The 14240-nt window shown below is 73.2% G+C and carries 13 protein-coding genes; 1 reads left to right on the top strand and 12 read right to left on the bottom strand.

The features are described from left to right. Nucleotides 1-123 precede the first annotated feature (123 nt). The 6 genes from ABZY13_RS15260 to bldG form a co-directional block, all read right to left on the bottom strand. Nucleotides 124-321: a hypothetical protein gene (locus tag ABZY13_RS15260; protein ID WP_356630688.1), complete on the bottom strand. Its 198-nt coding sequence runs from the start codon at nt 319-321 to the stop codon at nt 124-126. A 381-nt stretch (nt 322-702) separates the two neighbouring features. Next, on the bottom strand, nt 703-2208 hold the full coding sequence (locus ABZY13_RS15255) for a class I SAM-dependent methyltransferase (protein ID WP_356630723.1): 1506 nt from the start codon (nt 2206-2208) through the stop codon (nt 703-705). 344 nt (nt 2209-2552) lie between these two features. Further along, on the bottom strand, nt 2553-3143 hold the full coding sequence (locus ABZY13_RS15250) for a small secreted protein (protein ID WP_356630686.1): 591 nt from the start codon (nt 3141-3143) through the stop codon (nt 2553-2555). A gap of 203 nt (nt 3144-3346) precedes the next feature. Then, nucleotides 3347-5752: a sodium-translocating pyrophosphatase gene (locus ABZY13_RS15245; RefSeq protein WP_356630684.1), complete on the bottom strand. Its 2406-nt coding sequence runs from the start codon at nt 5750-5752 to the stop codon at nt 3347-3349. A gap of 353 nt (nt 5753-6105) precedes the next feature. Continuing rightward, nucleotides 6106-6546, bottom strand: coding sequence for an ATP-binding protein (locus tag ABZY13_RS15240; RefSeq protein ID WP_356630682.1), 441 nt, complete (start codon nt 6544-6546; stop codon nt 6106-6108). Nucleotides 6547-6649: 103 nt separating this feature from the next. Further along, a complete protein-coding gene (gene bldG, locus ABZY13_RS15235) occupies nt 6650-6991 on the bottom strand; it encodes an anti-sigma factor antagonist BldG (protein WP_024885807.1) in 342 nt (113 codons plus the stop codon). An 81-nt stretch (nt 6992-7072) separates the two neighbouring features. Here bldG and ABZY13_RS15230 point away from each other — a divergent pair, with 81 nt between their 5' ends. Beyond that, entirely contained in the window at nt 7073-9568 is a 2496-nt protein-coding gene (locus ABZY13_RS15230) for a DEAD/DEAH box helicase (protein ID WP_356630680.1), read from the top strand. A gap of 6 nt (nt 9569-9574) precedes the next feature. On the opposite strand, the gene ABZY13_RS15225 is transcribed toward ABZY13_RS15230, so the two are convergent. From ABZY13_RS15225 to ABZY13_RS15200, 6 genes are all read right to left on the bottom strand, one after another. Then, the gene (locus tag ABZY13_RS15225) at nt 9575-10036 is read right to left on the bottom strand and encodes an Rv3654c family TadE-like protein (protein WP_356630678.1); all 462 of its coding nucleotides are present in this window, start codon (nt 10034-10036) and stop codon (nt 9575-9577) included. A 143-nt stretch (nt 10037-10179) separates the two neighbouring features. Further along, the gene (locus tag ABZY13_RS15220) at nt 10180-10542 is read right to left on the bottom strand and encodes a TadE family type IV pilus minor pilin (protein ID WP_356630676.1); all 363 of its coding nucleotides are present in this window, start codon (nt 10540-10542) and stop codon (nt 10180-10182) included. Beyond that, nucleotides 10529-10783 carry a DUF4244 domain-containing protein gene (locus ABZY13_RS15215; RefSeq protein ID WP_356630674.1) on the bottom strand — a complete coding sequence of 85 codons (255 nt, stop codon included), beginning with the start codon at nt 10781-10783 and terminating at the stop codon, nt 10529-10531. Before ABZY13_RS15215 ends, ABZY13_RS15220 begins: the two co-directional genes overlap by 14 nt. Before the next feature lie 173 nt (nt 10784-10956). Beyond that, entirely contained in the window at nt 10957-11751 is a 795-nt protein-coding gene (locus tag ABZY13_RS15210; protein ID WP_356630672.1) for a type II secretion system F family protein, read from the bottom strand. 122 nt (nt 11752-11873) lie between these two features. Beyond that, on the bottom strand, nt 11874-12782 hold the full coding sequence (locus ABZY13_RS15205; protein ID WP_356630670.1) for a type II secretion system F family protein: 909 nt from the start codon (nt 12780-12782) through the stop codon (nt 11874-11876). A 73-nt stretch (nt 12783-12855) separates the two neighbouring features. After that, the gene (locus tag ABZY13_RS15200; protein WP_356630668.1) at nt 12856-14082 is read right to left on the bottom strand and encodes a TadA family conjugal transfer-associated ATPase; all 1227 of its coding nucleotides are present in this window, start codon (nt 14080-14082) and stop codon (nt 12856-12858) included. Nucleotides 14083-14240: the final 158 nt, after the last annotated feature.

Below are 14240 nucleotides of genomic sequence, written 5' to 3'. Positions count from 1 at the left end.
AACGGTAACCCGACTACCGCCATTCCTGCCGCCCGGAGTGGCCGAGGCCGTTCGGGCGCCGATCCGGAGCGCCACCTCTCAATTAGCCAGGTGAGAGATCCCGAGCGCCTGCCGGACCTGCCGTCAGACCTGCGTCAGGCACCAGGCGCCGACGGCGAGGGAGACGAACGCGACCACGCTCGCGGTGGCCGCCGATGCGACGGGACTCACACCGAGGGCGACGGGCTCACGGCGTCGCACGCGGGTCGCCGTCCAGGCCGCGAGGGCCGCTCCGAACAGGGCGAACGTCAATCCCGCGAAGATCGCCGGTCCGCTCTCCATGGCTCGACGCGCCCCTTTTCTCCGGTCCGTGCGGATCTGTTTTCCGGAGGTTGACACGCGCGGGCGGCGTCCGGGCGAACCTGACGTGAACGTGCGGGCGACGGGCCTGTGGATCACCGGGCCTCGGCGTCCGGTCCGCCCCGCCGGCGGGAGCCGACAGGACGCGGAAGGGCCCGGATCGCCGAGGAAAAAATCATGGTGCGAGACGTTCCCGGCCGCCTTGGCCGGTTTTCGCCCCCGCCCCCGCTCCTGTCCGGTCACCGTCACCTTGGCTGTGACGGTGACCGGGCCGTGGCGGTCACCGCGGCGCGACGACGACCGCGGCGCGACGACGACGCGGCGTGACGACGACCGCGGCGTGGGGCGTGATCGTGCGGGAAGTCACTGCGCCGGTTCGAGGAACCCCTGCTCCACCAGCAGCCTGATCTGCGCCGGCGTGCGGTCCCGCAGCAGCACCGGGTCCTCGCCCATGAGCTGGGCGATGGCGTCGAGGATCCGCCCGGCGGTCAGCGAGCCGTCGCACACGCCCGCGAAGCCCGCGGCGACCGTGTCCACCTTGGTGGCCCGGCGCATGCCGCGGTTCTGCCGCAGCACGACGTGCTCGGGGTCCTCGGCGCCGGGCAGTCCGACCTGTTCCTGGACGATCTCCGGGGCCAGCCGGAAGCACTCCTCCAGCAGGGCGGCGTCGTCGCGGGCGCGCAGGTGGTCGAGGCGGGCGAAGTGCGCCCGGACCGTCTCGCCGAGCGGCTGTTCGACCGGATGCGGCCACTCCTCGACCGTGACCGAGGGCGTCGCGGCCCCCGTCCGGCGCAGGGTGATCCAGCCGAAGCCCACCGCCTTCACCTTGCGCGCCTCGAACTCGTCCAGCCAGGCGTCGTACCGCGCCTGATAGTCGGCCGCGTCACCGCGGTGGTCGCCCGCGTCCCGCAGCCACAGCTCGGCGTACTGCGTGACGTCCTGCACCTCGCGCTGCACGATCCACGCGTCGCACCCCTGCGGTGCCCAGGACCGCAGCCGCTCCTGCCACTCCTCCCCCTCGACGTGCTGCCAGTTGGCGAGGAACTGCGCGAATCCGCCCTCGTTCAGCCGCTCCCCCGCCTGCTGAACGAGCGTCCGGCACAGATCGTCCCCGCCCATCCCGCCGTCGCGGTACGTCAACCGGGCCCCGGGGGAGATGACGAACGGCGGGTTGGAGACGATCAGGTCGTACGTCTCGTCGTCCCGCAGCGGCGTGAAGAGCGAGCCCTCACGCAGGTCGGCGGCCGGGGCGCCGGACAGCGCCAGGGTGAGGGCGGTGATGTGCAGGGCACGGGGGTTGACGTCGGTCGCCGTCACGCGCGTGGCGTGCTGGGCGGCGTGCAGGGCCTGGATGCCGGAGCCCGTGCCCAGGTCGAGGGCGGCGGCGACGGGCGTGCGCACGGTGATGCCGGCCAGGGTGGTGGAGGCGCCGCCGACGCCGAGGACGACGCCTTCGTCGTGCCGCCCGATGCCGCCGGCCCCGCCGACCGCGCAGCCCAGGTCGGAGACGATGAACCAGTCCTCCCCGCCGGGCCCGCCGTACGGCCGCACGTCCACGGTCGCCGCGACCTCGTCCTGCCCCGCACGCGTCAGCCACCCGTCCTCCAGGCACTCGGCGACGGGCAGAACGGCCGCCACGCGCGCGTGCCCCACGGGTTGCTGAAGGAGGAACAGCCGTACGAGCGTCTCCAGCGGCGTGTCTCCCCTGGTGGCCCGGAGCGCGGGGACGGTCTCGCTGCGGGCCAGCGCCGCGTAGGCGGGGGCGCCGAGGAGTTCGAGCAGTCCGTCGGCGGTGAAGTCGGCCGCGAGCAGGGCGTCCCGCAGCCGTGCGACGGTGCCGGGGCGGTCGGCGAAGGGCAGGACGGACAGCGAGGACTGACTGGCGTTACTCACGCCTCCATTGTGACGTGCGCCCGGCTGCCCGCACCCGCGCCGGGGGCTCGCGGGGGGGCGACGTGGGGGTTCCGTTGCGCCGGGCGCGGGTGGGTCGTAGCGGCGGAACAGGGGGGCACGGCACCGGGTGCGGGTGGGCCGTGTCGCCGGGGCGCGGGTGTGTCGTAAGACCGGCGGGTGCCTGGCGGGTGCCCCGTGCGCCCGCCAGGAGCGCGTCGGACGCCCGGCGCGCAGGCCCGTCGGCGGCCGACCGGGCCGCCAGGCCGACCGGGCCGCCAGGCCGACCGGGCCGCCACGGGCGACTACGCCGCCGCAGGCGACTACGCCGCCGCGGGCGAGGCGGAGGCGGAGGCGCTCTTGCAGCTCTCCTGCCTCTGCATCGCCTCGCCGACCTCGCCCTCCTCCAGGGCCTTCAGGGCGTCGCTGCCGCTCTTGCCGAGCTTGTCGAGTCGGCCGGCGATGTCCTTGAGACCCTCGGCGAACTCGGCCTGGTCCTTGGTGTCGAGCTTGTCGACCCGCTTCTGGAGATCGGCGTAGGAGGCGGAGAGGCCGTTCAGCTCCTTGACCGCGTCCTGCTGCTTCTTCTCGCCGTCCTCGACGTCCGGCGCGCCGGCCTTGCTCACAGCCGCACCCATCGCCTTGTAGGCCTCGGACATGTCCCCGAATGCCACCGAGTCGGTCTTCTGGACCTGCTCGGGCTCGCTGTTGTCGGAGGTCTCCTTCTGGATCGCCGCGTTGGCGTCCTGGATCTTCTTCGCCTGCGGTTTGACGGCGTCGCAGACCTGCTTGGCCCAGGCGTCCAGCTTGTCGTCCCCGTCGTCGCCGGTGCATCCCGACAGTGCCAGTACGAGTACCGCACCGCCGGACAGTGCGGCAGCGAGCTTCTTGTTCACCGGTTTGGTCCCTTCCATGGCTCTCGGCCCCGGAACATACACGCCGAGCGGACGGCAGACATATGATAAACATCTGCTTTGATCCATTTTGAAGCCATTTGCGGCAAGGGAGAGCGGGAGAGAGAAGGCTCACGGTGGGGCGCGAAAGCGGCGAGGCGGGCCGGCGAAGCGTCAACGCGCTCCGCCTGCCCGCCCCTTGAGCCGGGTTTCCCGCCCCCCTGCTACGAAACCACCGCCGGATCAACGGGTTTGGCGGTGCCGTCGGCGTCGCCCTCGTCGCCCATGGCGATGCCGCGCCGCTTGGAGGCGTACACCGCCCCCACGATGACCGCCAGGGCGAGGCCCGCGATCAGGACGCGCACGCCGGTGTTCTCGTCCGCGCCGTAGCTGAACTTGATGACGGCGGGCGCGATCAGCAGCGCGACCAGGTTCATCACCTTCAGCAGCGGGTTGATCGCGGGGCCCGCGGTGTCCTTGAAGGGGTCGCCGACCGTGTCACCGATCACGGTCGCGGCGTGGGCGGCGCTGCCCTTGCCGCCGTGGTGGCCGTCCTCGACGAGCTTCTTGGCGTTGTCCCAGGCGCCGCCCGAGTTGGCGAGGAAGACCGCCATCAGCGTGCCGGCCCCGATCGCCCCCGCGAGATACGCGCCGAGCGCGCCGACGCCCAGCGTGAACCCGATGAAGATCGGCGCCAGCACGGCCAGCAGCCCGGGCGTGGCCAGTTCCCGCAGCGCGTCCTTCGTGCAGATGTCGACGACCTTTCCGTACTCCGGTTTCTCGCTGTAGTCCATGATCCCGGGCCGTTCCCGGAACTGCCGCCGCACCTCGAAGACCACCGAACCCGCCGACCGCGACACGGCGTTGATGGCAAGCCCCGAGAAGAGGAAGACGACCGCCGCCCCCGCGATCAGTCCGACCAGGTTGTTGGGCTGCGAGATGTCCATCGCCAGCGTCATCGGCGAGTCCTCGCCGGCGAGTTTCTCGCCGACGTCGCGCGCGCCGGTGGCGATGGCGTCGCGGTACGACCCGAAGAGCGCCGACGCGGCGAGGACGGCCGTGGCGATGGCGATGCCCTTGGTGATGGCCTTGGTCGTGTTGCCGACCGCGTCCAGGTTGGTGAGCACCTGCGCGCCCGCGCCCCGGACGTCGCCGGACATCTCGGCGATGCCCTGGGCGTTGTCGGAGACCGGGCCGAAGGTGTCCATCGCGACGATCACGCCGACCGTGGTGAGCAGTCCGGTGCCGGCCAGCGCGACCGCGAACAGCGCCAGCATGATCGAGGTGCCGCCCAGCAGGAAGGCGCCGTAGACGCCGAGGCCGATCAACAGAGCTGTGTAGACCGCGGATTCCAGGCCGATGGCGATACCGGCGAGGACGACGGTGGCCGGTCCGGTGAGGGAGGTCCGGCCGATGTCCCGGACCGGGCGGCGGCTGGTCTCGGTGAAGTAGCCGGTGAGCTGCTGGATGAGGGCGGCGAGGACGATGCCGATGCCCACTGCGACGAGTGCGAGGATCCGCGGGTCGCCGTCCTTCCCGAGAATCTCGGCGTCGGTGACGCCGTCCAGCTCCGCGTACGTGTCCGGCAGATAGACGAAGACGGCGACGGCGACCAGCACCAGCGAGATCGTGGCGGAGATGAAGAACCCGCGGTTGATCGCGCTCATCCCGCTGCGGTCGGCCCGGCGCGGCGCGACCGCGAAGATGCCGATCATCGCGGTGATCACTCCGATGGCGGGCACGAGCAGCGGGAAGGCCAGCCCGGCGTCGCCGAAGGCGGCGGTGCCGAGGATCAGCGCGGCGACGAGGGTCACGGCGTACGACTCGAAGAGGTCGGCCGCCATGCCCGCGCAGTCGCCGACGTTGTCGCCCACGTTGTCGGCGATGGTCGCGGCGTTGCGCGGGTCGTCCTCCGGGATGCCCTTCTCGACCTTGCCGACCAGGTCGGCGCCGACGTCGGCGGCCTTGGTGAAGATGCCGCCGCCGACCCTCATGAACATGGCGATGAGGGCGGCCCCGAGCCCGAAGCCCTCCAGCACCTTCGGCGCGTCGGCGGTGTACACCAGCACGACGCAGGAGGCGCCGAGCAGCCCGAGGCCCACCGTGAACATGCCGACGACGCCACCCGTGCGAAAGGCGATCTTCATTGCTCTGTGCGATACGGCGGTGAGATCCTTTTCCGGTTCGCCTTCCGCCGGAGTCGCCTCACGGGCCGCCGCGGCGACACGCACATTGCTGCGCACCGCGAGCCACATTCCGATATAGCCGGTGGCCGCCGAGAAGGCCGCGCCGATCAAGAAGAACACCGACCGGCCGGCGCGCTGATTCCAGTCGTCCGCGGGCAGCAGCAGGAGCAGGAAGAACACGGCGACGGCGAATACGCCGAGTGTGCGCAACTGCCGTGCCAGATAGGCGTTCGCGCCCTCCTGGATGGCGGTGGCGATCTTCTTCATGCCGTCGGTGCCCTCGCCCGCGGCGAGTACCTGGCGCAACAGCACCCCGGCCACCACGAGCGCCGCCAGCGCGACGGCCGCGACAATCAGCACCAGGACCCGGTTGCCGTCGGTCAGCACCGCTGCCGCGAAGGCCGTGGAGTGATCCCACTCGTGCGGGGAAGAAAGCTCCGCCATTCGTCCTCCTTGACGCTTGGGCTGAGCTCAAGATGTGGACGGAGTGCAGGTGTCCGAGCCCGATCAGAACAGGGCACGGCAAACCGCGATTCGCGTTCACTCGCTCCACGAAAATGATCGCAGGAAGTCATGGAACCGGAAAGTTCTCATACTCCGGACGCATTCCTCCGGGGCCTTCGCGGGCCGCGGGAAAACACCGAGGGCCCTGCTTGCTCGGCAGGGCCCTCGGTGAAGACTGCGACGACGACTTCGTTGACTGCGATTACTGAAATTCACCGCGGCGACTGCGTGACTGCGGTGACTACTGCAGACAGACTGCGGTGATTACTGCGTCGGAGTGAAAGAGGAGGGCGTCAGGGAAGCGTGACGTTCGGCGGCGGGGTGGTGGGCCAGGTCATGCGGATCCTTCCACCGTGCTCCCCGGCGGTGACCTCCACCTCGTCGACGAGCCCGCTGATGACCGCGAGGCCCATCTCGTCCTCCTCGGTCTCCGGGTCCGGCTCGCCGGCGGCTCCCGCGGCCGAGCGAGCCCCGGGGACCTGATGCGGCGCCTCGTCGCCGACCTCGATGGAGAACTGCTTCTCCTCCTCGATCAGCGACACCGTCACCGGCGCCGCGATCCCGCCGCTCTGGTGGAGTCCGACGGCCCTCGTGCAGGCCTCGCCCACGGCGAGTCTGACCTCGTCGAGGACGGCCTCGTCGACCCCGGCCCTGCGTGCCACCGCCGCCGCCACCAGGCGGGCGGTCCTGACGTGCTCCGGCAACGCGCTGAAGCGGAGTTCGACGGTGGCCATGCGTCCCCCTCTGAGCTACGGGCGTGCTGTCGGGGGGCCGGGCCGTCGAGCCCGGCCCCCCGGTTTCACTCTGCCTCCCCGGGCCCTCGGCCCGGACCGGTGATCAGTCGGTGGCCGCCACCGCTTCCTCGACCGAGGTGTGAATCGGGAACACCTTGGTGAGGCCGGTGATACGGAAGATCTTCAGAATGCGCTCCTGGTTGCAGACCAGGCGCAGCGAGCCCTCATGGGCGCGCACCCGCTTCAGTCCGCCGACCAGCACGCCGAGCCCGGTGGAGTCGAGGAAGTCCACGCCCTCCATGTCGACGACGAGGTGGAAACTGCCGTCGTTCACCAACTCGACCAGCTGCTCGCGCAGCTTGGGCGCGGTATATACGTCGATTTCGCCGCCGACCCTGACGATCGTGCGATCGCCGATGGTCTCGGTCGACAAGGACAGGTCCACGGATCCTCCAGCACCTTGCTATCGAGCGGTCGCCCTCGGGGCATCTCGGGTTTCAGCCCCCGGGACGGTTCGCCAGCCGCGATGGCATTCAATCACTTACCGGCAGGCGTGCACGACGCCTTGGTCCCATTGTCCGTCACGCCAGTGACACACTCGGTGCCGATGGCCGAGAATCACCGATCCGATCGATCCCCGACGCAGCCCGCACCGCGGCCCACTCCGGCCATGGTGCTGGACCGGCTCGCCTCCGGTCCGAGCCGGGCCTCGCGCATCACTCATACGGAGCACTTGCCCCCGCGCGCGGGTCGCCATGCAGTGTGGCCGCACCGGATCCGTTCCGAGGTCGTCGCCGCCGTGCGGGACGCCGGCATCGAGCACCCCTGGGCGCACCAGGCGCGTGCCGCCGAGCACGCCCTGGACGGCGACTCGGTGGTCGTCGCCACCGGGACCGCCTCCGGCAAGTCGCTGGCGTACCTCGTCCCGGTGTTCTCCACCCTCCTGGACGGCGCCGAGGCCCCGAACGGCCGCGGCGCCACCGCGCTCTACCTGGCCCCCACCAAGGCCCTCGCGGCGGACCAGTGCCGGGCCGTGAAGGAGCTCTCCCGCCCGTTGGGCCACGCCGTACGGCCGGCCGTGTACGACGGCGACACCCCGTTCGAGGAACGCGAGTGGATCCGCCAGTACGGGACCTACGTCCTGACCAACCCGGACATGCTCCACCTGGGCATCCTGCCGTCACATCCGCGGTGGGCCTCCTTCCTGAAGGCGCTCAAGTACGTCGTCGTCGACGAGTGCCACACCTACCGCGGCGTCTTCGGCTCGCACGTCGCCCACGTGCTGCGCCGGCTGCGCCGCCTGTGCGCCCGCTACGGCTCCTCTCCCGTGTTCCTGCTGGCCTCGGCGACCGCCGCCGAGCCCGCGGTGGCCGCGCGCCGCCTGACCGGCCTGCCGGTGGTGGAGGTGGCCGACGACGCCTCGCCGCGCGGTGAACTGGTGTTCGCGCTGTGGGAGCCCCCGCTCACCGACATGCAGGGCGAGAGGGGCGCCCCGGTCCGCCGCACCGCCACCGCCGAGACCGCCGACCTCCTCACCGACCTCACGCTCCAGGGCGTGCGCAGTGTCGCCTTCGTCCGCTCCCGGCGCGGGGCCGAGCTGATCTCGGTGATCGCCCAGGAACGGCTCGGCGAGATCGACCGCTCCCTGGCCCGGCGTGTCGCGGCGTACCGGGGCGGCTATCTGCCCGAGGAACGGCGCGCCCTGGAACGAGCCCTCCATTCGGGTGAACTCCTCGGGCTCGCCGCCACCACCGCCCTCGAACTCGGCGTCGACGTGTCCGGCCTCGACGCGGTGGTGATCGCCGGTTATCCGGGCACGCGCGCGTCGCTGTGGCAGCAGGCGGGCCGGGCGGGGCGGTCCGGGCAGGGGGCGCTGGCCGTACTGGTCGCCCGCGACGATCCGCTGGACACCTTCCTCGTCCATCATCCCGAGGCCCTGTTCGACCAGCCGGTGGAATCGACCGTCCTCGACCCCGACAACCCGTACGTCCTCGCCCCGCACCTGTGCGCCGCCGCCGCCGAGCTGCCGCTGGTCGAGGAGGACCTGGAGCTGTTCGGGCCGGCCAGCGCGGAGCTGCTGCCCCAGCTGGAGGCGGCGAAGCTGCTGCGCCGGCGCACCAGGGCCTGGCACTGGACCCGCCGGGAGCGGGCCGCCGACCTGGCCGACATCCGGGGCGAGGGCGGACAGCCGGTGCAGATCGTGGAGTGCGGCACCGGCAGGCTGCTCGGCACGGTCGACGCCGCGTCCGCGCACACCACCGTCCACGAGGGCGCCGTCCACCTCCATCAGGGGCGCACCTATCTGGTGCGCTCCCTCGACCTGGACGATTCGGTCGCCCTGGTCGAGGAGGCCAACCCGCCGTACTCCACGGTCGCCCGCGACACCACCTCCATCTCCGTGCTGGAGACCGACGTCGAGATCCCGTGGGGCGCGGCGCGCCTGTGCTACGGCTCCGTCGAGGTCACCAACCAGGTCGTCTCCTTCCTCCGCCGCCGGCTCATCACCGGCGAGGTGCTGGGCGAGTCCAAACTCGACCTGCCTCCCCGCACCCTGCGCACCCGCGCCGTGTGGTGGACGGTCACCGAGGATCAGCTGGACGAGGCCCGGATCAACCCGGAGATCCTCGGCGGCGCCCTGCACGCCGCCGAGCACGCCTCGATCGGCATGCTGCCCCTCTTCGCCACCTGCGACCGCTGGGACATCGGCGGCGTCTCGATCCCGCTGCACCCCGACACCCTCCTCCCGACGGTCTTCGTCTACGACGGTCATCCGGGCGGCGCGGGATTCGCCGAACGCGCCTTCCACACCGCCCGCTCCTGGCTCACCGCGACCCGCCAGGCCATCGCGTCCTGCGAGTGCGACGCCGGCTGCCCCTCGTGCATCCAGTCCCCCAAGTGCGGCAACGGCAACGATCCGCTGCACAAGAGGGGCGCGGTGCGACTGCTGACGGTGCTGCTGCGGGGGGCGCCCGAGGAGAAGCCGGAAGAGGGGTCGGAGGCGACGCCGGGCGAGGAGCGGTAGCGGCGTTCACGGTGCCGGGCTGCTGGGCGGCAGCGGCCCGGCACTGCCGGACTCCGCAGTCCGGCTGCGCGGTGGCAGCGGCTCCGTGCCGCCCGGCTCCGTGCCCGGCGGCGCCCAGTCCGCGGGGCCCGCCCGGGACCGGACCTCCGCCGTGAACGGTCCCCGCCCCGCGGTCGCCGTCACGTCCGAGATCTCCCCGACGAGCGCGCACCGCGTCAGCCGCGCACCCTGCGCCCGCGCGATCTCGTCCGCCCTGTCGCAGGCCGTCGAGGCGCCCAGCGTCCACTGGTCCGCCGCCGCGAGCGCCGCCAGGTCCGCGCCGCCGGCCGCCCGGTGCCGGGCCAGGACAGCCTGTCCCAGGGCCAGCACCACGCCGAACACCACGCACAGGACGGCGATCGCCCCCACGCTCCAGACGGTGGCCGACCCGCGATCCGCGTCCGGGCTCGCCGGGCGGGTCCACCTCACCCGACGGGTCGGCCCGACCCCGCGGCCCGCGTCAGGGCGCTCCAGGCGGATCCACCTCACCCGACGGGTCGGCGCAGCCCCGCGGTCCCGCACCGCCGGGTGGCCCCGGCTCGGACCGCCCCCGCACGCATGCCGTCTCGTCCTCATCCCGGCGCCCCCTCCGCCAATGCCACGGCCTCCTCCCGCAGTCGGTAACCCAGCCGTCCCACCGCGGGCGCCTCGGCCGTCACCACGACCCGCACCCGGTCCGCCTCCCGGCTGACCGTGACCCTCGCCCCGTGCGGCGCCGCCTCCCGGACCGCCGTCACGACCGCGTCGGGCGAGTCCTGGCGGGCCGCCGCGCGGGCGCCGGTCCTGGCCGCGTCCACGCACTGGATCTGCGCGGCCACGACGAGCACCACCCAGGTGAGCCCCATCGCGAAGATCACCAGCACTGGCAGCACCACCGCGGCCTCCGCCGTGACGAACCCGCCGTCCCGGTCCGTGCGCCGCTCACATCCGCGCATCGAGCGCCCGCTTCACGATGGCCTGCAGCTCCGCGTTGACCTGCCCGCTGGTGATGACCTTGTAGAGGATCGCCGCGAACGCCACCGCGGCGACGATGCCGACGGCGTACTCGGAGGTCACCATGCCCGCCTCCCTCCGCACCCCGCGTGTTCCGCACACCAGCGCCCGCGCCCACGCCCGGACCGCCTGTACCGCCCGTGTCACCTGCTTCATGTGATTCATCCGGTTCGCCTGGTTCATCCCAACTCCCTTCAAGTCCCTGTGCCTGGTTGCGACGTCCGTGTCGTCGCTCGTGGAATTCGGTAGTCGTCGCTTGTCGTTGCTCAGTTGCTCATCGGCCCGGCCTCCTGCCCCCGGCGTGCCTCGTCCGCCGTACCGCCGGAGCGCGCTGCCGCTGTGCTGCCGCGCCGCCGTCAGCCACCACCCCCTCCCAGCACCCCTCCCGCCAGACCGATCACCACGGGCAGCACGCCCATCGCGATGAAGGCGGGCAGGAAGCACAGCCCCACCGGGGCCGTGACCATGACGGCCGCCCGCCGGGCCCGTTCCGTCGCGCTCCGGGCCCAGTCGGCGCGGGCGTCGGCGGCGATCCGGGCGACCGGTGCCGCGGCGGGGAGCCCGGAGACGTCGGCCCGTTCCAGCAACCGCGCCAGTGCTCCCGCGCCGGGTGCGGCGGCCAGCGCGCGCCACGCCTCGGCCGGCGCTCCCCCGAGCCGCACCTCCGCCGCGCCGCGTGCCAGCGCGTCCCCGACGGGACCGCCCAGCGCCTCTCCCACGGCCCGGGCGGCGATCACCGGTCCGGCGCCGGCCGTGATGCAGGCGGCCAGCAGGTCGGCGGCGAGCGGGAGTTGGCGAGCGGCGGCCCGGGCGTCCGACTCGGCCTCGACTCCACCGGCCGCCGCCTGCCGCAGACGCCACCGCCACAGCCCGACCGCACCCGCGGTCCCGACGGCCATGCCCATGACCCCGCCGACCAGCACCCACCCGGCGACCGCCACCACGCCCACCGGCCACCAGCGGCGTACGACCTGTGTGCCCCGCAGGCGCCGCTCGGCGACCACCGCATCAGCCCCGGCCGGCACCAGCCCGCCCAACCTCCTGCGCACCCGGCGTCTTTGCCGCGCTCCCCGCGCCCCCGCCACCAACCACGCGCCGAGCAGCACGACCCCCAGGGCCACCCCCAGCCTGTGGAAAACCTCCGCACTCACACCGCTCCCCTCTCGGATCCCTCGGTCCCTCGATCCCTCACCGCCCGCCGCCCCGCCGCCCCGCCGATGCATCACCACACCGGACCCCGCCCCCGCACAGCACCGCCCCACACCACCGCCCCTCACCCCGTCCCCTCCGCGCCCCGCACGATCCGCAGCACCCACCACAGCCCCACCCCCTCCAACACCCCTCCGACGACCAGGCAGGCCAGACCCGCGCCGGTGTGCAGCAGGACTCGCAGCGGGTCGGCGCCCAGGGCCGACCCCAGGCACAGGCCGAACACCGGCAGCCCGGCGAGCATCACGGCGGTGGCTCGAGCACCGGCCAACTGAGCACGCAGTTCCGCGCGTTGGTCCCGCTCCGCGCGCAGCGCGCCCTCGAGCCGGTCCAGCCCTGCCGCAAGGCCCGCGCCCCGGTCCACGGCGACCTGCCAGCACGCCGCCAGCCCCAGCAGCCCGTCGGCCCCCGGCCGGCGTGCAGCCGTCGCGAGCGCCGACGGGACGTCCCCGCCGAACCGCGCCGCCGCCAGCACGGCCGCCTGCGCCTCACCGAGGCCACCGGACTCCCGTGCCGCCCGCAGCAGCGCCTCACCCGGGTGTCGTCCCGCCCGCACCTCGCCGGCGAGCACTCCGCACAGCGCGATCACCGCGTCCCCGCGGCGCTCCCCTGTCCGCCGCGCCTCCCGGGCCAGCCGCGCCCGCCGCAGCACTGGCACTCCGGCCGCCCCGACGATCACCGGCAGCACGGATGCGCCCAGCACCGCCCCACCCAACCCGACCACCAGGACCCACCACTCGCCCCTGAACCGCCCACGCAGCCCCCGCAGCTCACCGGCACACCATCGCCACCACGACGGCCCGGCCCGCACCACTCCACCGCCTCTGCCACCGCCCCCGGCACGGCCCTCACCCCCGGCCAGCAGCATCCGAGCCCGCGTCGCCCCGGGCCAGCCCCTGCCGATCAACCACAGCGCGGCCCCGCCGCACACCACGGCCGTCCCCGTCACCGACTCCTGCACAGCACCGCTCACCCTTCGTCCTCGTCACCCTCGACCTCGCCCAGCCGCCGCCGCTCACTCGACCGCCCCGCTCCCACCCCGCCGATCACCACTCCACTCCCTCGCCACCACCACCTCCGTCCCCACCGCGCAGCAGCTCCCGCAGCCGCTCCCAGCCCCGCTCCCGCCGGAACGCCTGTTCGCCCCACCGCAGCGCGGGCACCGTCCTCACCAGCCCGGACGGATCCCGCTCCAGCACATGCACTTCCGAGATGAGCCGCCGCCCGGTACGGTCGCGCACCAGGTGCAGCACGACCGAGAGCGCGGCGGCCAACTGGCTGTGCAGCGCGGCTCGGTCGAGCCCGGCTGCGGTGCCGAGCGCCTCCAACCGGGCCGGCACGCCCGCCGCCGCGTTGGCGTGGACGGTGCCGCAGCCTCCCTCGTGGCCCGTGTTCAAGGCGGCCAGCAGATGGACCACTTCAGGACCGCGCACTTCGCCCACGACCAGCCGGTCGGGCCGCATCCGCAACGCCTGCCGCACCAGGTCGTCGAGCGTGACGAGCCCGGCACCCTCCTGGTTGGCAGGTCTGCTCTCCAGCCGGACGACGTGCGGATGGTCCGGCCGCAGCTCGGCCGAGTCCTCGGCGAGCACGATCCGCTCGCCCGGTCCGACCAGCCCCAGCAGGGCGCTCAGCAGCGTCGTCTTTCCGGTGCCGGTGCCCCCGCTGATCAGGAAGGACAGCCGTGCCCGCAGCAAAGCCCACAGCACTCGGTCGCCGCCCGGCGGAACCGTGCCCGCCTCGACCAGCTCCCTGAGCGTGAACGCGCGCGGGCGGACCACGCGCAGGGACAGGCAGGTGCAGTCGACGGCGACCGGCGGCAGCACGGCGTGCAGCCGGGTCCCGTCCGGCAGCCGGGCGTCGACCCACGGCCTGGCGTCGTCCAGACGCCGCCCCGCGACGGCGGCCAGTCGCTGCGCCAGACGTCGTACGGCCGCCGCGTCCGGGAAGGAGACGGGCGTCAGTTCCAGTCCGCCGCCCCGGTCGACCCAGACCCGGTCCGGAGCCGACACCAGGACGTCCGTGACGGAGGGATCGGCCAGCAGCGGCTCCAGCGGACCGCTGCCGACCAGCTCGGAGCGCAGGTGCTCGGCCGCCCCCAGCACCTCGGCGTGGCCGAGCACCCGCCCCTGTTCGCGCAGCGCCTGTGCCACCCGGGCCGGCGTCGGTTCGGCCCCGCTCTCGGCCAGCCGCTGCCGCACCCCGTCCAACAGCGCCGGACCACCCGCCCACCCGGTCTCACCCGAGCCCTGCACCTGTCGAACCCGGCTCACCCCGTTCAGCCTGTTCACTCGGTCCACCCCGTCCACCCCGTCCACCCGGTCCACACCACTCGACCCGCTCAGCCCTCTCACACCGCTCAACCCACTCACCCGCCGCCCCCGCGCGCGACCCTCGGGCCGCTCGCGCCCTTCAGGCCACCCACGCCCCT

The organism is Streptomyces sp. NPDC006610 (genome assembly GCF_040611575.1).
Taxonomy (GTDB): domain Bacteria; phylum Actinomycetota; class Actinomycetes; order Streptomycetales; family Streptomycetaceae; genus Streptomyces.
This window is presented reverse-complemented; position numbering and strand designations above follow the sequence as displayed.

Coding starts and splice junctions, on each gene's coding strand:
- ABZY13_RS15215 (WP_356630674.1), bottom strand. CDS start 10,783: ATGAACCAGGCGAACCGGATGAATCACATGAAGCAGGTGACACGGGCG.
- ABZY13_RS15240 (WP_356630682.1), bottom strand. CDS start 6,546: ATGGCCACCGTCGAACTCCGCTTCAGCGCGTTGCCGGAGCACGTCAGG.
- ABZY13_RS15230 (WP_356630680.1), top strand. CDS start 7,073: ATGGCATTCAATCACTTACCGGCAGGCGTGCACGACGCCTTGGTCCCA.
- ABZY13_RS15260 (WP_356630688.1), bottom strand. CDS start 321: ATGGAGAGCGGACCGGCGATCTTCGCGGGATTGACGTTCGCCCTGTTC.
- ABZY13_RS15220 (WP_356630676.1), bottom strand. CDS start 10,542: ATGCGCGGATGTGAGCGGCGCACGGACCGGGACGGCGGGTTCGTCACG.
- ABZY13_RS15245 (WP_356630684.1), bottom strand. CDS start 5,752: ATGGCGGAGCTTTCTTCCCCGCACGAGTGGGATCACTCCACGGCCTTC.
- ABZY13_RS15250 (WP_356630686.1), bottom strand. CDS start 3,143: ATGGAAGGGACCAAACCGGTGAACAAGAAGCTCGCTGCCGCACTGTCC.